Annotated in this window: 20 protein-coding genes; 14 read left to right on the top strand and 6 right to left on the bottom strand. The window is 53.7% G+C overall.

What is annotated here, in order from left to right; translation table 11 throughout:
- Positions 1 to 144: 144 nt before the first annotated feature.
- The 6 genes from A7983_RS10565 (at position 145) to A7983_RS10540 (ending at position 5,819) form a co-directional block, all read left to right on the top strand.
- A complete protein-coding gene (locus tag A7983_RS10565) occupies positions 145 to 1,758 on the top strand; it encodes an ABC transporter substrate-binding protein (RefSeq protein WP_005971131.1) in 1,614 nt (537 codons plus the stop codon).
- On the top strand, positions 1,736 to 2,695 hold the full coding sequence (locus tag A7983_RS10560) for an ABC transporter permease (protein ID WP_039479078.1): 960 nt from the start codon (positions 1,736 to 1,738) through the stop codon (positions 2,693 to 2,695). Before A7983_RS10565 ends, A7983_RS10560 begins: the two co-directional genes overlap by 23 nt.
- Entirely contained in the window at positions 2,688 to 3,554 is an 867-nt protein-coding gene (locus A7983_RS10555) for an ABC transporter permease (protein ID WP_005971136.1), read from the top strand. Before A7983_RS10560 ends, A7983_RS10555 begins: the two co-directional genes overlap by 8 nt.
- Positions 3,551 to 5,242 (top strand): dipeptide ABC transporter ATP-binding protein, encoded by a 1,692-nt coding sequence (locus A7983_RS10550; RefSeq protein ID WP_005971138.1) that lies wholly within the window; start codon positions 3,551 to 3,553, stop codon positions 5,240 to 5,242. Before A7983_RS10555 ends, A7983_RS10550 begins: the two co-directional genes overlap by 4 nt.
- Before the next feature lie 74 nt (positions 5,243 to 5,316).
- Positions 5,317 to 5,568: a YoeB-YefM toxin-antitoxin system antitoxin YefM gene (gene yefM, locus A7983_RS10545; RefSeq protein WP_005971140.1), complete on the top strand. Its 252-nt coding sequence runs from the start codon at positions 5,317 to 5,319 to the stop codon at positions 5,566 to 5,568.
- Entirely contained in the window at positions 5,565 to 5,819 is a 255-nt protein-coding gene (locus tag A7983_RS10540; RefSeq protein WP_005971141.1) for a Txe/YoeB family addiction module toxin, read from the top strand. The genes yefM and A7983_RS10540 overlap by 4 nt, the downstream gene beginning before the upstream one ends.
- Before the next feature lie 41 nt (positions 5,820 to 5,860).
- On the opposite strand, the gene A7983_RS10535 is transcribed toward A7983_RS10540, so the two are convergent.
- Both A7983_RS10535 and rhaS read right to left on the bottom strand, forming a co-directional pair.
- On the bottom strand, positions 5,861 to 6,715 hold the full coding sequence (locus A7983_RS10535) for a helix-turn-helix domain-containing protein (protein ID WP_005971143.1): 855 nt from the start codon (positions 6,713 to 6,715) through the stop codon (positions 5,861 to 5,863).
- 24 nt (positions 6,716 to 6,739) lie between these two features.
- Positions 6,740 to 7,579, bottom strand: coding sequence for an HTH-type transcriptional activator RhaS (gene rhaS / locus A7983_RS10530; RefSeq protein WP_005971146.1), 840 nt, complete (start codon positions 7,577 to 7,579; stop codon positions 6,740 to 6,742).
- 335 nt (positions 7,580 to 7,914) lie between these two features.
- Here rhaS and rhaB point away from each other — a divergent pair, with 335 nt between their 5' ends.
- The 7 genes from rhaB to A7983_RS10495 all read left to right on the top strand — a co-directional run bounded on the left by rhaB (position 7,915) and on the right by A7983_RS10495 (position 19,431).
- Positions 7,915 to 9,405 carry a rhamnulokinase gene (rhaB, locus tag A7983_RS10525; RefSeq protein ID WP_005971148.1) on the top strand — a complete coding sequence of 497 codons (1,491 nt, stop codon included), beginning with the start codon at positions 7,915 to 7,917 and terminating at the stop codon, positions 9,403 to 9,405.
- Complete coding sequence (locus A7983_RS10520) at positions 9,402 to 10,664, top strand: L-rhamnose isomerase (RefSeq protein WP_005971149.1); 1,263 nt, start codon at positions 9,402 to 9,404, stop codon at positions 10,662 to 10,664. The genes rhaB and A7983_RS10520 overlap by 4 nt, the downstream gene beginning before the upstream one ends.
- Before the next feature lie 4 nt (positions 10,665 to 10,668).
- A complete protein-coding gene (rhaD, locus tag A7983_RS10515) occupies positions 10,669 to 11,493 on the top strand; it encodes a rhamnulose-1-phosphate aldolase (protein WP_005971153.1) in 825 nt (274 codons plus the stop codon).
- Positions 11,494 to 11,577: 84 nt separating this feature from the next.
- Positions 11,578 to 11,892 (top strand): L-rhamnose mutarotase, encoded by a 315-nt coding sequence (gene rhaM, locus A7983_RS10510; RefSeq protein ID WP_005971155.1) that lies wholly within the window; start codon positions 11,578 to 11,580, stop codon positions 11,890 to 11,892.
- Positions 11,893 to 12,329: 437 nt separating this feature from the next.
- Positions 12,330 to 13,907 carry a methyl-accepting chemotaxis protein gene (locus tag A7983_RS10505; protein ID WP_005971157.1) on the top strand — a complete coding sequence of 526 codons (1,578 nt, stop codon included), beginning with the start codon at positions 12,330 to 12,332 and terminating at the stop codon, positions 13,905 to 13,907.
- A gap of 525 nt (positions 13,908 to 14,432) precedes the next feature.
- Positions 14,433 to 17,144 (top strand): magnesium-translocating P-type ATPase, encoded by a 2,712-nt coding sequence (gene mgtA / locus A7983_RS10500; RefSeq protein ID WP_005971159.1) that lies wholly within the window; start codon positions 14,433 to 14,435, stop codon positions 17,142 to 17,144.
- A 337-nt stretch (positions 17,145 to 17,481) separates the two neighbouring features.
- Positions 17,482 to 19,431: a methyl-accepting chemotaxis protein gene (locus A7983_RS10495; protein WP_005971162.1), complete on the top strand. Its 1,950-nt coding sequence runs from the start codon at positions 17,482 to 17,484 to the stop codon at positions 19,429 to 19,431.
- A 93-nt stretch (positions 19,432 to 19,524) separates the two neighbouring features.
- Here the strand turns inward: A7983_RS10495 and A7983_RS10490 are convergent, their stop codons facing one another.
- Positions 19,525 to 20,622: a DUF1615 domain-containing protein gene (locus A7983_RS10490; RefSeq protein WP_005971164.1), complete on the bottom strand. Its 1,098-nt coding sequence runs from the start codon at positions 20,620 to 20,622 to the stop codon at positions 19,525 to 19,527.
- 152 nt (positions 20,623 to 20,774) lie between these two features.
- Here A7983_RS10490 and A7983_RS10485 point away from each other — a divergent pair, with 152 nt between their 5' ends.
- Positions 20,775 to 21,566 (top strand): HNH endonuclease, encoded by a 792-nt coding sequence (locus tag A7983_RS10485; RefSeq protein WP_005971166.1) that lies wholly within the window; start codon positions 20,775 to 20,777, stop codon positions 21,564 to 21,566.
- 5 nt (positions 21,567 to 21,571) lie between these two features.
- On the opposite strand, the gene A7983_RS10480 is transcribed toward A7983_RS10485, so the two are convergent.
- Genes A7983_RS10480 through A7983_RS10470 form a run of 3 tightly spaced genes read right to left on the bottom strand, consistent with a single transcriptional unit; the run spans position 21,572 to position 24,987 of the window.
- A complete protein-coding gene (locus tag A7983_RS10480; RefSeq protein WP_005971168.1) occupies positions 21,572 to 22,915 on the bottom strand; it encodes a HEAT repeat domain-containing protein in 1,344 nt (447 codons plus the stop codon).
- A gap of 40 nt (positions 22,916 to 22,955) precedes the next feature.
- Complete coding sequence (locus A7983_RS10475) at positions 22,956 to 23,747, bottom strand: nucleotidyltransferase domain-containing protein (protein ID WP_039479073.1); 792 nt, start codon at positions 23,745 to 23,747, stop codon at positions 22,956 to 22,958.
- Between the two features lie 4 nt (positions 23,748 to 23,751).
- On the bottom strand, positions 23,752 to 24,987 hold the full coding sequence (locus A7983_RS10470) for an RtcB family protein (RefSeq protein WP_005971172.1): 1,236 nt from the start codon (positions 24,985 to 24,987) through the stop codon (positions 23,752 to 23,754).

The raw sequence follows: 24,987 nt of genomic DNA, 5'->3' as shown, positions 1-24,987 counted from the left end.
GCATTTCTACCAGGCCCTTCCCTCATATATATTTTTATGGAATTGAAAATCCATTTTTATTCTTTTACATGCATAAGACGGCCCTCTAGAGTAGCGAAAAGACCGCCGTGTATGGCCTCATGACATTGGTAAAGGACACTGGGAATGGAAAAAAATCACCCGCAGGTTACGACTCTTGCCGCAGGATTACTCTCATTACTCTTCGCACTCAACCCCGGCGCTTACGCGGCACAAAGTACTGAAAAACCGGTATCCGGCGGTATTCTGAATGTCGGTCTGGGCAGCGATACTCCTGTTATCGACCCACACATTACCGCCTACGGCGTGGCCGCGCTGATTTCCCGCAACGTGGTTGATTCACTGGTTGGGCAGGCTGAGGACAACCGCTTTACGCCTTGGCTGGCGGAAAGCTGGAAGATCAACGATAACAATACCGAATACACCTTCCATCTGCGCAAAGATGTCACGTTCAGCGACGGCACCAAGCTGGATGCAGAAGCGGTGAAATACAACATCGAGCGTATTCTCGATCCAAAAACCACCTCCAGCTACGCCAAATCGCTGTTAGGTCCGATCGACAAAATCTCAACGCCAGATGACTATACGGTTGTGCTTCACTACAGTTCACCGTTTGCGGCGCTGTTACAAGGACTGAGTCTACCGTATCTGGGTATTCAGTCACCGACTTACCTGAAGAAAACGCCGAACACCAGCAATACCGTGGTGGGTTCAGGGCCATTTATTCTCGACTCCTTTGTAAAAGGCAGCGGCAGCAAACTGACGAAACGCCCTGATTACAATTGGGGACCGGGCTATGCAAAACATACCGGCCCTGCTTATCTGGATGGTCTGGTATTCAAATATCTGCCGGAAGCGTCGGTTCGTCTTGGCGCACTGAGCAGCGGACAGATTCAGGCGATTGATGCCGTACCACCTGCCAATTTTCCAACGGTGAAGCGTAATCCAAAGTTGGAAGTCATCACCTATGAAAACCCAGGCGTTAACCGCGTTCTCTATCTCAACACCACCAAAGGTCCTTTCCAGGACGTCGCAGTGCGTAAAGCATTCCAGAGCGCAGTAGACAGCAACGCAGCAGTGAAAGTCGCCTTCTTCGGTACGCTGAAAGCCGCCGATAACGTACTCGGCCCGGCCACGCTGTACTACGATCCGAGCGTCGCGTCACGCTGGGGCTTTGATGTGAAAAAAGCCAACGACCTGCTGGATAACGCAGGCTGGAAACAGAAAGACAGCGCAGGATTCCGAACCAAAGACGGCAAACGCCTGAGCGTCAGCTTTGTCTATGCGTCAACCAACGTTGAAGCGGCGGATGTCGCCCTGTTCCAGGCCGTGCAATTCCAGGTGAAACAGGCGGGCTTTGACGTCCAGTTGACGCCAGTCGACGCGGGTGAATTCACCACACGTACCAACGCTAACGAATACGACATCGCGTCTAACTTCTTCGTGCGTGCAGAGCCAGATATTCTGCGTACCGTCTTTGATTCGGCCTATGCGCCACCGAACGGCAACGGCTTTACCCGTATCAGCGTGCTGGACGACAAACTGAGAAAAGCCATCGGCGCAGGCGACGCAGAGCGTAAACAGCTCTATAGCGAAATACAGCGCGAAGTTATCGATCAGGCGTATGTCGTTCCTCTGTACGTTCCTGCTTATCAACTCGGCTTGTCCAAACAGGTACAGGGCGTAAGCTGGGCCACCAACGCAAAACCGAACTTCTATGATGTCTGGATTAAACGTTAACCTGCTCGCGCTAGGCAAGCGTCTTTTCACCATTCTGGCTGTGCTCTGGGGCGCAGCCACATTGACGTTTATTGCCGTCAAACTGATCCCTGGCGATCCGGTTGCCATTCTCAGCGGCGGCGAAAACGTGGTGGATGCAGCCTATCGCGCGGTGCTCATTAAACAGTTTGGACTGGATCAACCGCTGTGGGTGCAATATCTGCGCTACTGTGGGCAGGCGCTACAGGGTGATTTTGGCGTCAGCTATCTCTATCGCCAACCTGTCGGTGGCGTCATCGCCGATGCCATGCATCAAACGCTGCCACTGGCATTCGGCGGTTTGGTATTGGCACTGTTCCTCGCTATCGTCAGTGCTTTACTCACCGCAGGTCGCTACGGCGTGTTACGCAGTGCCGTATCGTGGCTGGAACTGACGCTGCTTAGCACGCCGGTCTACTGGATCGGTATTGTGCTACTCAGCCTGTTCAGTTTTCGCCTGCAATGGTTCCCTGTCACCGGCAACGACAGTTTTATGTCGTTGGTATTACCGGTGATCACACTGAGCCTGCCGATTGCCGCTATTCTGAGTCAAGTACTGCGCGACGGTCTGGAAGATGCGTTATCCCAGCCGTTCTCGTTAACCGTTCGTACTCGTGGTGTCAGCGAAATCCGACTGCGTTTCCGCCACGGTTTACGCCATGCGTCACTGGCCGCTTCAACGCTGACCGGTACGTTACTGGCAAGCGTGCTCGGGGGTTCCGTGCTGACTGAAACCGTGTTTGGTCGCGCGGGTATCGGACAGGTCACGCTGAGCGCGATTGAAAACCGCGACATGCCGCTGGTGCTGGGTGTCGTTATGCTGTCCGCGTTCCTGTTCGTCGTCATAAATTTGCTGGTGGATGCGCTATACCTCATCATCGATCCCCGCTTACGCAAGAAGGCGAGCGCCCATGAGTAGTGAACCGATGCCCTACACGCAGACACCATCAAGAAAACATTACCGCAGCCCATGGCTGTCCACAGCGACGCTGCTGCCCGCCGCTATTGTTTTCCTGCTGGCGCTGGCGGTCTTTTTTCCGTCACTGTTTACCAGTCGCACCGCAGATGAAATGGATATGGGCGCGGTATTTCAGTCACCGAATGCCACCTATTGGTTCGGCACCGATCAGTTGGGACGCGACATTTTTGCCCGCATCGTTCACGGCACATCGCTGTCGCTAGGTATTGGCGTCGGGGCGATGCTCATCGCCTGCGTCGGCGGCGTACTGTTTGGTACGCTGTCGGTACTCGCCCCGCGGCGTATTCGTCAGGTTTTGGTGCGCCTGCTGGACATCATGCTGGCATTTCCCGATCTGCTGCTGGCGCTCTTGGTGATCGCCGTACTGGGGCGCGGGCCGGAAAACACCATGTTGGCCGTCGGCTTGGCAGGCATTGCTGGCTATGCCCGCCTGATTCGTTCTCAGGTACTGCAAGTCAGGTTATCCGGCTATGTTGAACATGCGATTGCGCTGGGCGAACACCCGTTATATATCGTCTTCCGCCATATCATCCCCAATACGCTGCGCCCGCTGTTGATTGTCGCCACCATTGGCGTCGGTCATGCCGTACTGTCCGCCTCGGCGCTAAGCTTTCTGGGGCTGGGCGTCGTCCCTCCTACCGCAGAATGGGGCGCGCTACTTGCCGACGGACGTAATTTCCTTGATATCGCACCGTGGGTCAGCTTGCTGCCCGCCAGCGTCGTCGCGCTGTCGGTGATTTCCATTACCGTGCTCGGTCGCCGTTTACAGGCTATTTTGGCAAAAGGAGAGGCCCGATGAGCCTGAACACAACACCTTCTCACCTCTCTTCAGATACACCCGCGAAAACACCACTGCTGCGCGTAGACAGTTTGAGCGTTACGTTTCCCAGCCCCTTCGGTCCGATTCGTTCGGTTAAAAACCTCTCTTTTCAGGTCAATGCGGGAGAAATTCTGGCGTTGGTTGGCGAATCGGGTTCAGGGAAATCCGTCACCGCGCGCACGCTGGTGGGGTTATCCGGTGAAGGTGTCGATGTTCAGGCAAAGACGATTGAACTCAAGCGCCATGACGGCAGCCGGTGCGATTTACGCTATCTGACCGATCGCGATTGGCGGGCGATTCGCGGCCGCGAAATTGGTTTTATTTTGCAGGATGCACTGGTGTCTCTCGACCCGCTGCGCAAGATCGGGCAAGAAGTCGCCGAGCCGATTCTGACTCACCGCTTATTGCCTCGCCAGCAGGTTGCCCAACGCGTCGCCGACCTCCTGGCGCAGGCGGGCATCCCCGACCCAGAGAATCGGGCTGCACAGTACCCACATGAGCTTTCCGGCGGTCTGCGTCAACGTGCGTTGATCGCTTCCGCGTTGGCAGCGGGTCCACAGTTGCTGATTGCCGATGAACCGACCACCGCGCTGGATGCTACGGTGCAGAAGCAGGTGCTAAAAGTCTTCACCGCATTGGCGCAGGCAGGTCATGGTGTTTTGCTGATCACCCACGATCTTGCCGTCGTCGCTGACGTGGCGGATCGCGTCATCGTCATGCAGCAAGGAGCGCTGGTAGAAAGTGGTGAGGCACGGCAGATCCTGTCAGCGCCGACACATCCCTATACCCGCAAACTGCTGGCGGCGATCCCAACGGCCTCCACCCGTGGCAAATGGCTGGCCGGTGCCGATCCATTACAGGGCAGTATTGCGCCATCGCTGACAACGGATCACATCAATACCGACACGATAGCGCTGACAGCAGATCGGATTGCCGTGTCATTCAAGCGTCCAGACGGTAGCCGGATGCAGGCGGTGAATCAGGTTTCTCTCCAGATCAAACGCGGTGAAACACTGGGCATCGTCGGGGAATCCGGTTCAGGTAAAACCACGTTGGGGAAAGTCATTCTGGCGCTACAAAAGCCAGATAGCGGCGACGTCCGATTAGCAGACAGCGCCTGGAGCACACTGACTGAACGCGAGCGCCGACCGCTGCGCGCCCGTATTCAGACGATCACGCAGGATCCACTCAGCTCCTTCGATCCGCAATTTACCGTCGCCCAGATTTTGCGCCAGCCGCTGCGCTTGCGTCGCGATCTGAGCGAGGATGAGAAACAGCGCCGCATTCTGACACTGCTGAAATATGTCGGGCTAACACCCGACCTGCTAACCCGACGCCCGACAGCGTTATCTGGCGGGCAACGTCAGCGCGTTTCCATCGCACAGGCGCTGGCTTCGGAGCCAGAAATTCTGATCTGCGATGAGCCAGTATCGGCGTTGGATGTCACCACACAGGCACAAGTGCTGGATTTACTGGTCGCGTTGCAGCGCCAGTTAGGGCTGACAATGCTGTTCATCTCCCACGATTTGGGCGTCGTGCAGCACATGAGCCACCGTATCGCGGTGATGAAAGACGGGGATATTGTAGAAACTGGGCCAGTGGAGCAAATCTTCAACCAGCCGCAGCATCCTTACACGCGTTTATTGCTCTCAACGGTGGCGGAATAGCGAGGTTGACGAAAGATTGAATGGTTAAAAACGCAACAGCATTGTACAATGATAAGTACATATAGGAGGTACACATGCGTACAATTAGCTACAGCGAAGCCCGACAAAATCTATCAGCAACCATGATGAAAACGGTCGAAGACCGTGCTCCCATTCTTATCACCCGACAGAATGGTGAAGCCTGTGTGCTGATGTCTCTGGAAGAGTATAACTCTCTAGAAGAAACCGCGTATTTACTGCGCTCGCCAGCGAATGCTAAAAGACTGATGAATGCAATCGAGGGCCTTAAGGCTGGTAATGGCGAAGAAAGAGATATCATTGAGTGAAGCTAATCTGGTCAGAAGAAGCATGGGAAGACCACCTGTACTGGCAGGATATCGATAAGCGGATAGTCAAAAAAATCAATGAATTAATAAAAGAAACGCGCAGAACGCCTTTTGAGGGAAAAGGAAAACCAGAGCCGCTTAAACATAATCTTGCTGGTTTCTGGTCACGCCGTATCACCGAAGAACATCGTCTGGTCTATGCCATCACCGATGACGCCATGATGATCGCTGCTTGCCGCTACCACTATTAACCCTCCATTAACTCATCACTATCAATACTAAAAAAGCGCAATCACTCCACATTCAGGAAGCGCTGGCGGTAGGCGCTGGGCGAGACGCCGAACGCCTGATGGAACACCACGGAAAAGTAATTGCTGTCTTCAAAGCCACACAGCGCGGCAACATCGCCAATGGTTTGCAGATCGTAGCGCAACAGCTCCATCGCCTTACATAGCCTCAGTTGGCGCAAGTAATGCGGCACGCTCATGCCGGTTTGCTCTTTAAAGCGCGAGCGTAACGTGCGAGCGCTGAAGTGGTGCTGTTCGCAAAAGGCTTCAAAGCGAAACGGGGCAGCAATGCTGGCGCGTAGCGCATTCATCAACATATCCAACTGGTGCGCGTCCGCCAACTGTGGACTATCCGGCGAATGGCGATAACGCGCCGCCAACAGCGCGATCTGCAACAGTAGCGCCTCACTCAGTTGCAGCGACAGCGCATCCGATTTCATACACTCCTGCGTCAGCGCATCCACCTTTTCGCGGATGGTATCCATGCCTTCCGAGCCTAAACACCAGTGGCGCTGGCTTTGTGGAAGCTCTCCGCCCGGCAGTAAAGTTTGCCAGTCGGCGGATAACGTCAGACGATTGCGGATATAGAGAATGTTGTCCAGCTCAAGCTCGTGGACGGATTCATAGCTGTGGCGATCGTGCGCGGAAACATAGAACATATCGCCGCGGGTGATGCGGTAAGGCACATCGTTCCAGAGGTGCAGACCATTGCCACGCCAGACAATGACCAGTTCGTCAAAATCATGATGATGCAACGGGAACACCGGCTGTGGGTGCCGCTCGGCAACCATCACGGCATTCTTGTCAGTGAGGAAATAGTCTTCAGTCTGTAATTTCAAACCCCGTATTGCTGTCGCCATTCCCTCACCCGCAGTTGCTATTGCCTACTCTTCACGAGAAAACGCCTGATGGCGTAGTGACTTAGGCGCCTGCGAGAATGCCTTGCGGAATTGCGTCGAGAAGTGATTGCTGTCGCTAAATCCACAGGCGTGCGCAATGGTGGTGATCGAGTCATCACTTTGCTGCAACCGCCGACGCGCCTCCAGTAATCTTAACCGATTCAGATAGCGTTGTGGTGTCATACCCGTATGTTGTTTTAGCTGACGGTGCAGTGTACGCAGCGGCAGCGAGAATTGATCGGCCAGACCGCCCCAGTTAACCTCTTCACTGTAGTTGTTTTGCAGCCAGCCCAACAGCGCCTGCACACCCTGACGCTCGGAACCGTTACCCTGCGTTTGGAAACAGTGCTGACGCAACTGCACCAGAATTTGCAGAAACAGGCTCTCGCTAGCGGCAATCGCTTCCGGCGCATCGCTCTGCGCCAGCTCCGCCAGACTGTTTAGCGACTGCTTCAACTGTTGCATTCCTGCCGCATTCACCTGCCACTGCCCTTGCCACTCGCCGTTCGGACCATACGGCAAAAATGCGGCGATATCAGACAGGAAGCGAAACCCACGCGGCGAACGGTACAGCATGTTGGTCAGGCACAGACCTTCGACATCTTCGAACAGATGTCGATCGTTATCGCGAACAAAGAACACCGTCCCGCTACACAGTGCGTAGGGCTGATCGTTAAACACATGGACGCCAGCGCCCTGTTCCACCAGCACAATTTCCCAGAAATCATGATAGTGCTCAGGAAAGGCCGTCTGTGGGGTACGCGGCTCTACCGCGACCGTCACGGCACGCGAAGTAAAAAAATCATCACCACGAAGTAACGTCATTTCAGTTCTCCATTCAGCCTTTGGCAAAACACGACCTTTGAAAAAGAGTAGTCATAAGCCACAAAACCAGCCTTCAAATACCGTCACCCATGCGCCGTCTGGCTGCACTTTTTTTAAGATCGCCCCGCCTAATTGAGTGAAGTGTGGCAAGGATCACACGGCTTTTTCCCTTACTTTTTCATGGTTATTTTCTGAATATTTTCCCAGATTGTGAGCCCTTTCACGGTCAGCTTTGTCATTTTGCCAATCGCCTGTTACAGGTGGCACTCACCGGAAGGTGGCTTCTGTTACCGCTCCTTACACTGCAACACATTCAACGATAAGGAGTGGCGGCTATGGCGGTGAAGAATATCGTGGCGGTGGATTTGGGCGCATCCAGCGGTCGGGTGATGCTAGCGACGTTCCATACCGCAACGCAGCATCTGACGCTGAAAGAAATTCACCGTTTCAACAACACGCTGGTTTTTCAGGACGGTCATCACCAGTGGGATCTGACTGCGCTGGAATGCGACATCCTTACCGGATTACACCAAATTGATGCGATGGGTCTCGCCCCCGATAGCATTGGGATCGACAGTTGGGGCGTGGACTATGTACTACTCGATAAAAATGGGCAGCGCGTCGGCCTACCCTATTCTTATCGCGACCACCGCACCGACGGCGTGATGGCTGCCGTCACCGCTGAACTGAGCCGTGAGGCCATTTATCAGCGTACTGGCATTCAGTTTCTGCCATTTAATACGCTGTACCAGCTCAAAGCGCTGTGCGACATGCCTTCCGACGATCTGGAGCAAGTAGAACATTTGCTGATGATCCCCGACTATTTTCACTATCGTCTCACGGGTCAACGGGTTTGCGAATACACCAACGCCAGCACAACCCAACTGCTTAATCTGGAGCAGAAAACCTGGGACGGAGAACTGCTGGACTATCTGGGCGTACCACGCCGCTGGTTGAGCAATCCGGTGCAGCCGGGGCACACGGTCGGAAACTGGATCGCACCGAGTGGACGCCAGATCCCCGTCACCGCCGTCGCAACGCACGATACCGCTAGTGCGGTAGTCGGTGCGCCGTTACAGAACCGTGATAGCGCCTACCTCAGCTCCGGCACCTGGTCGCTGATGGGCATCGAGAGCGACACCCCGTTTAACTGTCCGCGTGCGCTGGCAGCCAATATCACCAATGAAGGCGGCGTAGACGGCACTTATCGGGTGCTGAAAAACATCATGGGTCTGTGGCTGCTACAGCGCGTCTGTCAGGAGCGTGGCATCAAGGATTTAGCGGCGCTGATTCAGTCCGCCGCCGCCCTGCCCGCTTTCGTTAGCCTGATTAATCCTAATGACGATCGCTTTATCAATCCGCCGTCCATGCATCAGGCGATCCGTGACTATTGCCGTGAGCACGGCCAACCCATTCCCCAGAGCGATGCCGAACTGACACGCTGCATTTTCGACAGCCTCGCCTTGCTCTACCGGCAGGTCGTACTGGAATTGGGTGAGTTGCGTCACGCACCGATCCGCCAGTTGCATATTGTCGGCGGCGGCAGCCAGAACGCGTTTCTGAACCAACTGTGCGCGGATGTATGCCAGATCCCGGTTCTCGCCGGACCGGTCGAAGCTTCTACGCTTGGCAATATCGGCTGCCAACTGATGGCGCTAGGTGCCGTCACCGACCTGACCGCATTCCGTCACATGCTGACTCATAACTTCCCTCTGCATCGCTATACCCCGCGTGCGGAGAGTGATTTTGCCGGGCACTGGCGTCGCTTTCAGGCGCTCAGCCAGCCAGAAACCGCCCCACAGGGCAAAAAGGAGACTACGCAATGAGCACACCAATTGAAACCGCATGGCAGTTGGCAAAAGCGCGTTATGCCAGCCTGAATATTGACGTAGAGGCCGCGTTGGAACAGCTCGACCAGATTCCGGTATCAATGCATTGTTGGCAGGGTGACGATGTTGCCGGATTCGAGAATACTGGTGGGCCGTTAACCGGCGGTATTCAGGCCACTGGCAACTACCCCGGTAAGGCAAGTACGCCGGATGAACTGCGTGCCGATCTGGAACAGGCATTTGCACTGATCCCCGGCCCCAAGCGGCTGAATCTGCACGCCATCTATCTGGAATCCGCACAGCCTGTCGCCCGCAACGAGATTGCCCCTGAACATTTCAGTTCCTGGGTCGCGTGGGCCAAACGTCACCAGCTTGGGCTAGACTTTAACCCAACCTGCTTCTCTCATCCGCTGAGTGCAGACGGCTTTACGCTGTCGCACCCGGACGAAAAAGTGCGCCGTTTCTGGATTGAACACTGCCAGGCGAGCCGCCGGATTTCCGCCTACTTTGGTCGCGAACTCGGTACGCCGTCAGTCATGAACATCTGGGTGCCGGACGGCATGAAAGATTTGACCATCGATCGTCTGGCGTTCCGTCAGCGACTGCTCAGCGCGCTGGATGAAGTCATCGCCGAACCGCTCGATCCGTCACACCATATCGACGCGGTGGAAAGTAAGCTGTTCGGGATCGGCGCGGAAAGTTTCACCGTCGGCTCCAGCGAATTCTGCCTCGGCTACGCGGCCAGCCGCGGCACCGCGCTCTGTCTGGATGCTGGACACTTCCACCCGACCGAAGTGATTTCCGACAAAATTTCCAGCGCGATTCTGTACGTCCCACGCCTGCTGCTACACGTCAGCCGCCCGGTACGCTGGGACAGCGATCATGTGGTACTGCTGGATGACGAAACGCAGGCGATTGCTCACGAGATCGTGCGCCATAAATTACTTAACCGCGTCCATATCGGGCTCGATTTCTTTGATGCCTCAATCAACCGCATCGCGGCCTGGGTCATCGGCACGCGCAATATGAAGAAAGCCCTGCTGCGCGCGCTGCTGGAACCCACGGAAACGCTGCGCACACTGGAACAAAACGGCGATTACACCGCGCGTCTGGCCCTGCTGGAAGAGCAAAAATCGCTGCCATGGCAGGCCGTATGGGAACACTACTGCCAGCGCCATGACGTCATACCGGGCAGCGACTGGCTGCAACAGGTACGTCAGTATGAAGAAACCATCCTCACTCAACGTCAAGGGTAAGACTATGCAAGCAATTCTCTCTTCCTGGTTTGTACAGGGAATGATTAAAGCCACCAGCGACATGTGGCTCAAAGGCTGGGACGAACGTAACGGCGGTAACGTCAGCCTGCGCCTGACGGCTGAGGATGTGACGCCTTATGAAAGCGATTTCTACCCGCAGCCGCGTCATGAAGCACTATCGCAGCCGATGCCAGAACTGGCGGACTGCTGGTTTATCGTTACGGGCTCCGGCAAGTTCTTCCGCAACGTTCAGCTGGACCCGGCAGATTCACTGGTAGTATTGCAGGTCGATAGCGATGGCAAAGGCTATCGCATCTTCTGGGGGCTGACCAACGGCGGCTTGCCAACCTCTGAACTGGCCTCGCATTTTCAGTCACACATCGTGCGTATGGGCGTTACCCACGGGCACGACCGCGTCATCATGCACTGCCACGCGACCAACCTGATTGCTCTGAGCTATGTGTTGGAGCTGGATACCGCTACGTTCACCCGTGAACTGTGGGAAGGTAGCACGGAGTGTCTGGTCGTCTTCCCCGACGGCGTAGGCATTGTGCCGTGGATGGTGCCGGGCACCGATGCCATTGGCGATGCCACCTCCGAGCAAATGAAGCGCCATTCGCTGGTACTGTGGCCATTTCACGGCATCTTCGGCACTGGTCCAACGCTGGATGACGCCTTTGGCCTGATCGATACTGCCGAGAAGTCCGCCGAAGTCATGGTGAAAGTGAGATCGATGGGCGGTAAGAAACAGACAATCTCTACCGAAGAACTGATCGCACTGGGCAAACGTTTTGGCGTCACGCCACTGGAAGCCGCGCTGCGCGTGTAGTTCATATAACGGCCTTCAACCTCAAACCGCCGCGACATAACGTCGTGGCGTTCTGTTATGCCAACGATGATGGAGGACGCAGCCATGTTGCGTAAAGCTTTTGTGATGTCGGTTTTTCCTGACTACCACGACGAATATCAGCGTCGTCATAACCCGATCTGGCCGGAACTGGCCGAGGTACTGAAAAGCCACGGGGCGCACCACTACAGCATTTTTCTGGACGAGCAACGCAATCTGCTCTTCGGTTATGTAGAAGTAGAATCTGAAGCGCGCTGGGAGGCGATTGCGCAAACGGAAGTCTGCCAACGCTGGTGGAAACACATGGGCGACGTGATGCCCTCCAACCTCGATAACAGCCCGGTCAGCGCTACGCTGAAACCTGTATTCTATCTGGACTGAGGAATTCTTTGAGCTAAGAATAATCCCACGGAGATAATATAATAAATATATTACCTCCGTAACTTGATGAATAAAGAAATGAAAAGAAATGAGTTGTCATTTAACTAATAAATTCTGTTACAGATAATTGTTATTTTTAAAGATATAAATAACTAGAGATTGTTGATGAAAGTCATATTTTATTTATCCTATTTGTGAGTAGCCCCCTTAGCGTCAATAATATAAGCATTTATTAAAATAATGTTCATTATTACCACTTCAATACAAAATACCACCAAATGATTATTTTCTGGAATTTAATATCGATAAAATAATATTGTTTGATTTTAAACTCCATTCATTCATTAAAGCCAATTTATCGAATTCCGTATTATAAAGATCTTATTTTCTTTGCCGTTATTACTACTACCTTCTCTATATAATCAATAAGAATAGCGATGAAACTTTCTCAACTCACAGTACTTTCCAAGCTGTTACTCGGTTTTTCCGTGCTGATAGCGATGATGTTGCTATTAGGTGTGGTTTCACTACTACAGCTTAGCGTTAATAATAGTCGTATTGATGAATTAAGCAGCAGCAGCTTACCTGGCGTGCGATATAGCCTGGAAATGCGCGGTGTGCTGTCTGAAACACGTTTACAGCAAGTACAGTATATTGACTCAAAAACCCCTGAGGAGCGTGAAGGTCACCGCAAGGAATTATTGCAAAACGCCGATGCTTTCCTTGCGGCATTTAAGAACTATCAAGCGGTTGCCAGCACTGAGGATAAAAAAGCGCTGATCAAAGTGATTGGTGAAAATTTCACTGCTTTCAATTCAGTTAATGCCACACTGATTGATATCGTAAATCGGGGCGATCTGGCAGAAGCCAGCAAGATCAGCGGCGCAAGCTCCGGCAAGTATCGCAGCCAGTTGATGAAAGATCTGGCGAAACTGGTCGACATGGAAGTAGCGACCACAAAAGACATCGTAGACAGCGCCGAAGCGACATACCGCACCTCACAATACTATGTGTGGGGGCTAATGATGTTGGCCCTGCTGGCAACGATTGCTATCGCTACCATCATCTCACGTAATATTTCTCGCCAACTCGGCGGCGATCCTCACTACGCACAAGAAATCATGACCGAGATCGCATCTGGTAATCTGACAGCAGAAATCCAACTGCGCCAGGGCGACAACTCAAGTCTGCTCGCTTCAATCAACCACATGAACCAACAGTTGATGAACATCGTGCATACCATCATGAACGGCAGCGAATCCATCTCGCTGGCGTCAAGCGAGATTGCTCAAGGTAACAGTGACTTGTCACAGCGTACCGAAGAGCAGGCGGCGTCGCTGATTCAGGCATCGGCTAACATGCAGCAACTGACGCACACAGTGCGACAGAACGCGGATAACGCTAAAGAAGCTAGCCAGTTAGCGCAGCAAACCTCGGAAACGGCGTCTCAAGGCGGGCTTATCGTGGATGACATGCTTAAACGCATGCACGAAATCTCCGACAGTTCACAGAAGATCGTCGATATTATCGCCGTGATCGAAGGGATTGCCTTCCAGACCAATATCCTGGCACTGAACGCCGCGGTAGAAGCAGCCAGAGCAGGAAGCGAAGGGAAAGGCTTTGCCGTTGTCGCTGGCGAAGTACGGACGCTGGCACAGAAGAGTGCTAACGCCGCTAAAGAGATCAAAACGCTGATCGAAGGCACCGTTGAGAAGATCACCGACGGCTCCGCGCGAGCAGACAAAGCCAGCCAGGCGATGTCGGAAATTGTACAGTCGGTGAAAAAAGTGACGGACATCGTGGCGGAAATTTCTCAGGCTTCCAACGAGCAGCATATCGGCATCAAAGAGATCAGCGTCGCGGTAGAACAAATGGATCGCGTCACCCAGCAGAACGCCGCGTTGGTGGAAGAATCTGCTACAGCCGCACACGCGATGACAGAACAGGGCGAACAACTGCGCGATGCTGTTCGTTTCTTCAAAGTTAATCAGGATCACATGCTGAGAATTCATTAATTCTCATCAGCCCCGTCGGCTACCCGGCGGGGCGACCATTTGTTTCCAATTCATTTGTTCCCAATTCATTCGTTTCTAATTCATTTGTTTTCCAACCTCTCTCCGCCGTGCAATACGTCGCAGCAACACCTGCTGATAGGCAACAAGCCCACCTGATATCACTCATGAGTGAACGTTGACGTCCGGTTTAGGGAAACTGAGTTATGGTTGCACCACTAAACTATGTACTCTGTTTATACGAACCCTGTTTCTACATACTTTGTTTCTACGTACCTTGTTTCGCCAGCCAACAACTATTTTGCTATTTCGCCACACGGCGATAAGGAGACAACATGGACGAACACCCTAGATGGCCCGGTAAACCGCATCTGTTAGAATAAGGACCGTCTTCTTCCCCGACCTCTCTGTTCTCTCCGTCTGCGCCGTTTACCTCCCTTAATACCTTAATTTTTTTCCGCCTTACGTCCCTTTATCCGGGATGCGCGATCGTGCGCGGCGGACAGGCAACATTAAGAGAGCAGCATCATGACCGATATGATCACGCAAACGGGGTATCGCCGCGCCCGTAAAACATCCACGGCTACCTTTGCGATTGCCCGCGAGGCACAAAATAGCCTCGATCAAACGTTGGCTAACCTGAATACGCATCTGCACGGCTTAAGCCATGATGACGTCATTGAACGCCAGCAAACCTATGGCGAAAACCGCGTCGCCCATGAAAAAGCACCGCATGCGCTGGTGCAGTTGGCTAGCGCATTTAATAACCCGTTTATTTACGTGCTGATGGCACTGGCTGCTATCAGCTTTTTTACCGATTACTGGCTACCGTTGCGTAGTCACGAAGAGGCGTCACTCACTGGCGTTGTCATCATTCTGGTGATGGTTAGCCTGAGCGGCCTGCTGCGCTTCTGGCAAGAGTTTCGCACCAATAAGGCCGCAGAAGCGCTGAAATCCATGGTACGGACAACGACTACCGTACTGCGTCGCCCTCACGCCTGCGCCACCGCCGTCATGCAGGAAATCCCGCTTCAGCAACTGGTTCCCGGCGATATTCTGCTTCTCTCCGCCGGTGATATGGTGCCTGCGGATGTCCGATTGGTGGAATCACACGATCTGTTCGTCAGCCAGGCAGTGCTAACCGGTGAATCACTGCCGATAGAAAAATACGACGTGTTCAGCGATATCAGCGCCAAAGGCTGTCAGCCCGCAGGCGGTGGCGGAGAAAGCGATCTGTTGGCGTTATCCAACATTTGCCTAATGGGAACCAATATTTCCAGCGGCACGGCAACGGCGGTTGTGGTGGCAACCGGCGGCCACACCTATTTCGGTTCGTTGGCAAAATCCATCGTCGGCACCCGTTCCCAAACCGCCTTTGATCGAGGCGTTAACAGCGTAAGTTGGCTGCTGATCCGCTTTATGATCGTGATGGTGCCTGTCGTACTGCTGATTAATGGCTTCACCAAAGGTGACTGGATGGAAGCCAGCCTGTTTGCGCTAGCCGTTGCGGTCGGCCTGACGCCGGAAATGCTGCCGATGATTGTCTCTTCCAACCTGGCAAAAGGTGCGATTGCCATGGCGCGGCATAAAGTGGTGGTCAAACGGCTAAACGCGATTCAGAACTTTGGTGCGATGGATGTGCTGTGCACCGATAAAACCGGCACGCTCACGCAGGACCGCATCATCCTTGAGCATCACCTCAATACGCAGGGTCAGGTCGATGAAAGCGTGCTGCAACTCGCCTGGCTCAATAGCGCGCACCAGAGCGGCATGAAAAACCTGATGGATCAGGCCATCATGCATTTTGGTCGCCATAATCCCGCCATCGCCGCGTTGGGTCGCTATCGTAAAATCGATGAACTGCCGTTTGATTTTATTCGCCGTCGCCTGTCCATCATTGTTGCCGATGAGCACAACCAGCAACGCCTGATTTGCAAAGGCGCGGTAGAAGAGATGCTGGCTGTCGCGACGTATATCAGTGAAAACGGGCAGCGACACGAATTGGACGATGAGCGCCGCAACACACTGAAAAAATTAGCAGAAAGCTATAACCAACAAGGATTCCGCGTGCTGATGATCGGTACGCGTGAACTGAGTCCGGTGGGCAGCACGATGCCGCTCAGCGCTGAGGATGAACGCGATCTGACTATCTGCGGCCTGCTGACGTTCCTCGATCCGCCAAAAGAAAGCACCTCTGCCGCGATTCGCGCCCTGCATGAAAACGGCGTGACGGTGAAAGTTCTGACCGGAGACAACGCGATTATTACCAGCAAGATCTGCCGCGATGTCGGGCTGGAGCCGGGTGAGGTGCTAGAGGGGAATGATATCGATGCGCTCAGCGATGAACAGCTCGGCGTGCTGGTAGAACAACGCACCATTTTTGCCCGGCTGACGCCGCTACAAAAATCCCGCGTACTGAAAGCATTACAAAGTAATAACCATACGGTCGGCTTTCTGGGCGACGGCATCAACGATGCGCCCGCTCTGCGCGATGCCGATATCGGCATTTCCGTCGATACCGGCACGGATATCGCCAAAGAGTCAGCCGATATCATTCTCTTAGAAAAGAACCTGATGGTGCTGGAAGCCGGCGTTATCAAAGGTCGTGAGACGTTCGGTAATATCATCAAATACCTGAACATGACCGCCAGTTCCAACTTCGGTAACGTGTTTTCGGTACTCATCGCCAGCGCCTTCATTCCTTTCCTGCCAATGTTAGCGATCCATCTGCTGATTCAGAACCTGATGTACGACATCTCTCAGTTATCGCTACCATGGGATAAAATGGATAAGGAGTTCCTGCGCAAACCTCGTAAATGGGATGCTAAAAACATCGGGCGCTTCATGCTGTGTATCGGGCCAACGTCATCGATTTTTGACATCACCACTTACGCGCTGATGTGGTTCGTGTTTGCCGCCAACAGCGTTGAGCATCAGGCGCTGTTCCAGTCCGGCTGGTTCGTTGAAGGGTTGTTGTCACAAACGCTGGTGGTGCACATGCTGCGTACCCAGAAAATCCCGTTCATTCAGAGTACGGCAGCGCTGCCGGTGATGTTGATGACCGGACTGGTGATGGCACTGGGCATCTATCTGCCGTTCTCTCCGGCAGGGCCGCTGGTGGGTTTGCAACCGCTACCGTGGGAATATTTTCCTTGGCTGGCTGCTACGCTGATTGGCTACTGCACCGTCGCACAACTGGTCAAACGCGCCTACATCCGCCGCTTCGGCCAATGGTTCTGATCCTGTCATCACATCTTCACGGCGGGTACGCGATTACCCGCCGTATCGCCATCATTCAGATCGTAAAAATAGCGATCCAGAGGCAAAAAACAGATACCACTTTAGCTGTACAATAAATTAAATATCTTATTGCAAAAAACAACATAACATATTAAATAATAATAAATATATTTCCATCAACATGGTGGTAAACAAAATAGGCGTGATTTTTTTAAGGGAATGATGAAATCAGTGCTAAACCATTGCTCCGTTACGCCGAAACTAAAATAAACCCTCGTCTACTTTTGCACACTGCACATGTCAGAAACGGACGGATTGCAGGCAATGGAGCATATCTATGAAATCCCTACATCACATATCGATCCGTAGTAAGTTCATTTTGGCTCTCCTACCGCCAATCCTTGCCCTACTGTGGTTCAGTTTTTCCGGCGTGGTGGAACGGCGCAGCACGGAAAATGAAATGATCCGCATGGCGAAACTGATCACTCTGGCGCGCGATGCAGGCGAGTTCGCCCACCAGCTCCAACGTGAGCGCGGTTTGAGTGCGGGCTATTTTGGCAGTCAGGGGAAAAATTTTGGTGCGGAACTCACGACGCAGCGGCAAGCGACCGATCGGGCACAACAGGTGCTGGAGCAAACCACCGCGAATCTGAGTCAGGACGAGCTGGGTTCTTCCGTTAGCGCGGAGCTTGATAAAATTGCGCAGAAAACACAACAAATCGGCGAGCATCGCCGTAATGTCGATAACATCTCGATCCCTGTCGCCCAGGCGCTCGGCTACTATTCCGATTCCGTTACCTATCTGCTGAATATTGTCGGGGATATGACCCATCTGGTCAGCGACGGCGGTATTGCCCAACGGCTGGCGGCCTATTACAACTTACTGAACGTCAAAGAACAGGCCGGGCTTGAACGCGCCGTGCTCTCCAACACCTTCTCTGCCGATAACTTTGCCGCCGGGATGTTCGAACGTCTGAACCAGATGGTGGGTAAGGGAGAGGCGTATATCACTGCCTATAACATGTTCGCCAATGCCGAACAGCGTAAGGCTTTCGAACAAGCTCTTAACAACCCTTCAGCCCAGAGCGCGCTGCAAATGCGCAATAAGGCTATCGCTTCCCCTGGCGGTAATTTTGCGATTGATGCCAGCCAGTGGTTTAACCAACAAACGGCAAAAATTGATGAGTTGAAAAAGGTTGAACAGCTCGCCACCCACGATCTGGCCACACAGGTTAATACATTAGCTACCGATGCTCGCCAGTCTTGGATTAGCTATTTAGCGGGCGCGCTGGTTTCTCTGCTGATGGCGATCGGTCTGGCCTTAATGATTATGCGCAGCATCAACGAGCAACTTCAGCAAACGCTGACGACCATTCGCGAGATGGGTGGGGATCTTACGCGCCGTCTGCGTGTACCAGGAACCGATGAACTTTCGCAGTTGAATCAGGCATATAACGCCTCACTGGAAAACATTGCTGATATGGTAGTCAGTATTAAGCGCAGTTCACAGACTATCGGGCGAGCCAGCAGCGAGATCGCCAACGGCAATCAGGATCTGGCGCAGCGTACCGAAGAGCAATCCGCTTCGCTGGTGCAAACCGCCAGCAGCATGGAAGAAATAACCGTCACGGTAAAACAAACCGCCGACTTTGCCGGACAGACGCGTCAGTTGACGACAGAGGTAGACGATCAGGCTCACCGTATCGGAACGATCACCCAATCGGCCAGCAGTGCGATGGAAAGAATTCAGGATACCAGCCAGCGCGTGAATGCAGTGGTTGCCGCCATTGATGCCATTGCCTTTCAAACCAACCTGCTGGCGCTGAACGCCGCGGTTGAAGCTGCGCGGGCGGGACAGCATGGCCGAGGGTTCTCCGTTGTTGCAGCGGAAGTTCGTCAACTTTCGCAGCGTAGTGCAGACGAAGCAGGAAAAATCCGCGCACTCATCGCCGATAGCATTGCCAGCGTCAGTGAAGGGACGAAACTAGTTAACCAATCAAACCGAGAGATTAACAACATTGTCGCCGGCACACGTAAAGTGCGCGATCTGGTGAATGAAATCGCGGTCGCTGCTGATGAGCAGTCGCTGGGCATCGCGCAAATTAACGAAGCGCTCAGCCAATTGGAGATGGTCACACAGCAGAATGCGACACTGGTTTCGCAGGCTTCCGTTGCCAGCCAATTACTGGATGAACAAGCGATTGAAATGGAATCGTTGGTCAGCCGCTTTAAGGTTGACGACAGCGCACCATCGCAGCCTTTACAGCACGCGCTGTTATCAAGGTAGCGGAGACGATACCGTTCGAGGAGCGCAGACGCCCCCAATGGCTGGTTTGCTCTTTCAGCATTGTGATACTTACGCCCTCACTGAGGGCGTAAGCTATTTGGTTCTCGCTAAACACCGCTGGCGGCGTTCATCGACGCGCTGAGCAAACCATGCCGTGGTGAGCTTACGGGTGATTTTTGGGCTTTCCAGCGTAATTCCCGGCAGAATAGCACGCGGCGCTTTCGTCCCCGATTTATCTGCCAGCGCAAAGACACGCTCATACAGGCTGGTGTCTTCAAAATCGAGGCTATTGCCTTTCTCCAGCGCACGACGAATCGCGCTCTCGCCCATATCTAACCGTTTCCCCAACGCACGCACCGCCAGTTCCGTGGCGCTGGCTTTATCCGAACTGTAGTTGATTAAATCCCCGTCCAGCGCCAGCTTAACCCCCGTCAGGCGGCTGACAGCCCGCTGGAACGCCGCATTCCGACTGGCATACCAACCCGCATTGAAATCTGCGAACCGATAAATAGACTGCGGATAATTCGCCGGATAGCCCAGCAGGTGCTTGATGCCAAAATACATTCCTCCCCGGCGGCTGAAGACTTCTCGACGAAGAGATCCATCCACGGTATACGGATAGCCCCTTGCGTTGGCTTCGGCAAAGGCGATGCTCACCTGCATCGGCCCACCGGTATGTACCGGATTCAGGCGACCAAACAGTTGCTGCCCCATCGGCACCATGTCGATGAAATCATCAAAGATCGCGCTGAGCTCTTTTTCCGTGCGTACCTTATCGAGCCGCTCGCTGTAGCTTTTGCCGTTAGGTGATTTGATGAGTAGCGCGGTGCGCACCAGAAATGCAGGAACATGAACGTTCTCCGCACGGCGGTCAATCTCCTGCCAGGCGATCTTCGACAAATTCGGCACCTGCGGATCGGCGCTAAACGTTGATTCCTGCTCAGTTACAGCCAATACCGAACACAGGTTTTCATTACTGGGATCGAGCCCCTGCACAGTAAATGCCGTCGCGATGTCGGTTGCCCAGCCCTGACGATCTTTCACGTTGTCCGGCAACAGTTTGAGCAACTGCGTGCGAACATCCGCAGGCCGTGATTCCGGTGTCGTCGCGGTTTTGCTGGCACAGCCCGCCAGCACTAACAGAGCCAGCACACACAAGGGACGGAACAAGGACACATAAGAACAGGGCATAGTTTCTCGGCATCATGATAAGAAGGCTGTCAGAACGTTAACGCAGCCCGAACCAATTATCCAGCCAAGGTGAGTACATGCATTTTACGCGCTGTCCTGGCATAGTTGGCGTTATCACTAACCGAATGCGCTAACGAACGGACGACACACGCATGGCTGCTACCAACCATTGGACGCGAGATCAGTTGCTGATCGCCTTCACCCTTTACAGTCAGTTGCCGTTTGGCAGATTGCATTCGCGTAACCCCGACATCATTCGCTACGCGGCGTTGCTTAACCGCACACCTTCTGCACTAGCGATGAAGTTGGTTAACCTCGCCAGCCTCGATCCGTTTATTATCGATTCTGGTCGCACTGGCTTGCGTGGGGCCTCCAACGCCGACCGCGCACTATGGCAGGAGATGGACAGCAACCCTGAGTTATTTGAACTGCAGTGCCAGCAGGCGATGGTATCGCTCGAAACCGGAGCGGCGGAAACGACAGCATCGCCATCACTGTTCCAAGCCAACGAGAGCGACATCCCGAATTACCACGGCGGCGAGCGCCTCGCACAGGTGAAAACGCGCATTGGGCAACAGCTATTTCGCAAGCGCGTGCTCAGCAACTATGGCGAACGTTGCTGTGTCACCGGGCTGGAAGAACCCACGCTGCTGGTAGCCAGCCATATTCGCCCGTGGAAAACGGCAGCAGAACACCGCCTCAACCCCAGCAACGGCCTCTGCCTATCCAGCCTGCACGACAAAGCCTTTGATATGGGGCTGATCAGCTTCAACGACTCGCTGGAAATGATACTCTCTCCGCGCATTAAAAAGCTGAAAAGCACCATCAGCGACGTCAACTTCGCCCAGTACGAAGGCAAACAAATCCACCTGCCAGACGCTTATCCGCCCGACCTGTCACAGATGGCATACCATCGTGAGCATATTTTTTTGGTACGGGGGTAGCATCATCACTGCAAAAACAGAGCGATATACGGACTTTTGCGCGAGATAACGTGTGGGCTTTTATCTAACAAGTCCCGCAGACGCGCCTGCTGCCGTGTATTTGGTAAGATGCCCGAATGGTTAAATCGCAGTATCCAATACGTCACGCTAGCCTGCGTTAGCGCCGCATTTTCTGATTGCGCGTTATCCAATAGGAAAATCAGCCAGTCCCATTTATTCAACTTGTGCGTTAAAAAGTAGTACACCTCAACGTGTTCTCTAGAAGGTGCCTCTTCCAGACAGCGCTGGAGTTCAGGCAGCGACAAAGAAATCTTCTGCTGGTAAAACAGCCTCCACGCCCCCTTCACAATAGCAAGCGAGGGGTGGCGCAAAGCGACAAACAGTCGTTCACGAGCGTCGTCATCGGTACGCAGAATAAGAATACGCAAGGCGCTGTGATAAAGACTGGGGTAGCGCTCATCCAGATAGCGTTCCGCCAGCGCCACAATGCCGTCGTAGCGATGCTCATCGAGTCCCCACAGCGTGATTTTACGCATTGTGACCGTCATCGTCGCCCGATCCAGCGCCGCAAGATAATGGGCAACCGGATCGTCGTTTTGCTCACGCAGTAGCCCTGAAGCACGCTGGCGCACTAATGCGTTCTTATCAAACAGTAAAGCAATCAGCAGAGGCGTGGGCACAGGGAACGCGCTATCCATCACGTACTGCAATGCTGCCTGCTTGATCGGTGCAAACGACTCTTTCAGCAGAATCGTCATCATTTCATGATCGATATCCCGCTCCGTGCTTAGCAGATACCGCGCCGCGTTAGCCCTCACTAACGGATCGCGATGCAACATCGCCTGGCTAAAAACCTGCTTCAGAGGAAACAGCTCACGCTCAGCCAGAATATCCAGTGACAGTCTGGCGACGGTTTTGTCTTCCGAAGACAGCCCCGCCAGTAGCGACGATGCGTGTACCTTCTCGGTCAAAAAACTAACGATCTCATCCACCAGCGGCTGATGGTTTTCCCGCTGGCAGTGCAGCAGCCAGAAAATCTCTGGCAACTTGGCGACAAAATGCACGGTATTATCCGGCGTTAACAGCAACCGCACGCTCTGTTTAGCCGCACGGCGTACTGGCTCGGCCCAATCGTTCACCCGTTCAATCAGCGCTGGCAATGCAGATACCTCATCCATGAAGCCCAGACACAGCACCGCGCGCTGCCGAATATGCCCGTTATAGTGATGCGTAAGCGTTATCAGGCGTGACGCCGAATCTAGCAAGCCAGCCTGCGCGGGCCGATAATAGTTGTCTGGTGAAGCGACGAGTTTTTCCAACTGTTGCAGTAGTAAATCGAAAGATGCCATATTCCCTGTCCTCTTCTTTTTCCGTTTATCCACAGACGTCTTACGCCATCACCGTCCGATACAGCAGTGCATCCAGCATTGTGTCGTCAACGGTCTTACTGTCTGGTAACACAACGGGGCTATCAGCCTCGTTCAGCATCTGCGTGATGAACGCGTGGATCGCTTCCCGACGTGGGCCGTATTCCGCCTCACCCGACCGTTGCTTTATCTCCAGCAGTTGATGAACTTCAGCCAACAGTCGCGGATCGTCTACCGTTCCTGCAAGCAACTGTGAAAAACGCATCGGCGGCATACCTTTGCCTGCCTCTATCCAGCGCACGGCCAGCAGCGGGCGCAGGACGTAGAAATACTTTTTGAGGCGTACCGTTTCGTCTTGCAGATAACCACGAAAGTTTTTACGTGCCATCGACAGATAGTGCCAGCGTGCCTTGGACGGCGAGAACCACGTCGGCACCGTCGCCCGCAGTTCGGACGTGGCTTCCCGATCTTCCTGATAGACCACGGGCGAATCCAGCCATTCAATCAGTGTCGGGTTGGCCCGCTTGAGCAGGCCGAGGGCTTTGCGCCATTCCCAACCACAGACATCCAGCTCATCGTCGATAGGCAGCTCTATCACATCGCGCTGCGCTTCAACACGCAAATACCATTCGGGCCGATGCACGTAGAGAAAACGCACATCGTAGTCGCTATCTGGGGACGCAAATCCCCAGCCACGGCTCCCCGATTCACAGGCATAAAGTACCTTTACCTGATAACGTTCCTCCACATCCTGTAAGACTAATTTTATCCGCGTCCGCATGGCCGCATCGACGCGATAATCTTGTTCCATCATGATCTTATCCTTTTACACACACCACCTGACGCAGCGTATACACGATTTCCACCAGCGATGACTGTGCCGCCATCACCTTATCGATATCTTTATACGCCATCGGAATTTCATCGATAACGTTGCTGTCTTTTCTACACTCAACGTGCGCGGTCGCGCGGATCTGATCTTCGACAGTGAAGCGTTTTTTCGCCGCGGTACGGCTCATGGTTCTTCCCGCGCCGTGGCTACAGGAACAGAAACTGTCTTCGTTCCCCAATCCGCGCACGATGAAGCTCTTCGCTCCCATCGATCCCGGAATGATCCCCATCTGACCTTTCTGCGCCGACACTGCCCCTTTACGGGTAATCAGCACCGATTCACCAAAGTGCGTTTCGCGCTGCACGTAGTTATGGTGGCAGTTCACGCCTTCCTGCTGAGTGGTAAACGGCTTAGTCACAATACGGGACAGCGCCGCCAGCGTATGCGACATCATCACTTCACGGTTATGACGAGCAAAATCCTGCGCCCACTCAACCGCTTCCATGTAATCCTCAAAGTGCAGGCTTCCTTCCTCGAAATACGCCAAATTACGGTCCGGCAGATTTGCAATGTGCTGCTGCATATCTTCCTGCGCCAGCTTGATGAACAGCGATCCAATCGCGTTCCCTACACCACGCGACCCGCTGTGCAACATCACCCACACGCGATCGACTTCATCCAGACAGATTTCGATAAAGTGGTTACCCGTCCCTAACGTTCCCAAGTGCTGGTAGTTGTTGGTTTTCAGCAACTGCGGGTATTTATCCGTCAAACGTTTAAAACGTGGTTCCAGCAGTGACCAATGCATATCCACCGTTTGCGGTGGATTTTGCCAAGAACCGACATCGCGTTTAGAACGCGTGACGCTACGTCCGTGCGGCACCGCCTGTTCAATTGCGCTACGTAGCCCCAGTAGGTTATCCGGCAAGTCGCTGGCAACCAGCGATGTACGCACCGCGATCATCCCACAACCGATATCCACGCCTACTGCGGCGGGGATAATCGCCCCACGCGTGGGGATCACGCTACCAATCGTCGATCCTTTTCCCAGGTGCACATCCGGCATCACCGCCAGATGTTTAAAAATGAACGGCATTTTGGCCGTATTCAGCAATTGGTCGCGGGCTTCCGGTTCCACAGGCACGCCCTGTGTCCACATTTTTACCGGCGCGCTATTCACTGGCGACATCATGTCGTAATCCTGCGTTTTCATTTCTTCCAT

The sequence above is a fragment of the Pectobacterium wasabiae CFBP 3304 genome (assembly GCF_001742185.1).
GTDB lineage: Bacteria > Pseudomonadota > Gammaproteobacteria > Enterobacterales > Enterobacteriaceae > Pectobacterium > Pectobacterium wasabiae.
The sequence above is the reverse complement of the archived record's forward strand: the minus strand, read 5'-3'. Positions and strand labels throughout refer to the sequence as shown.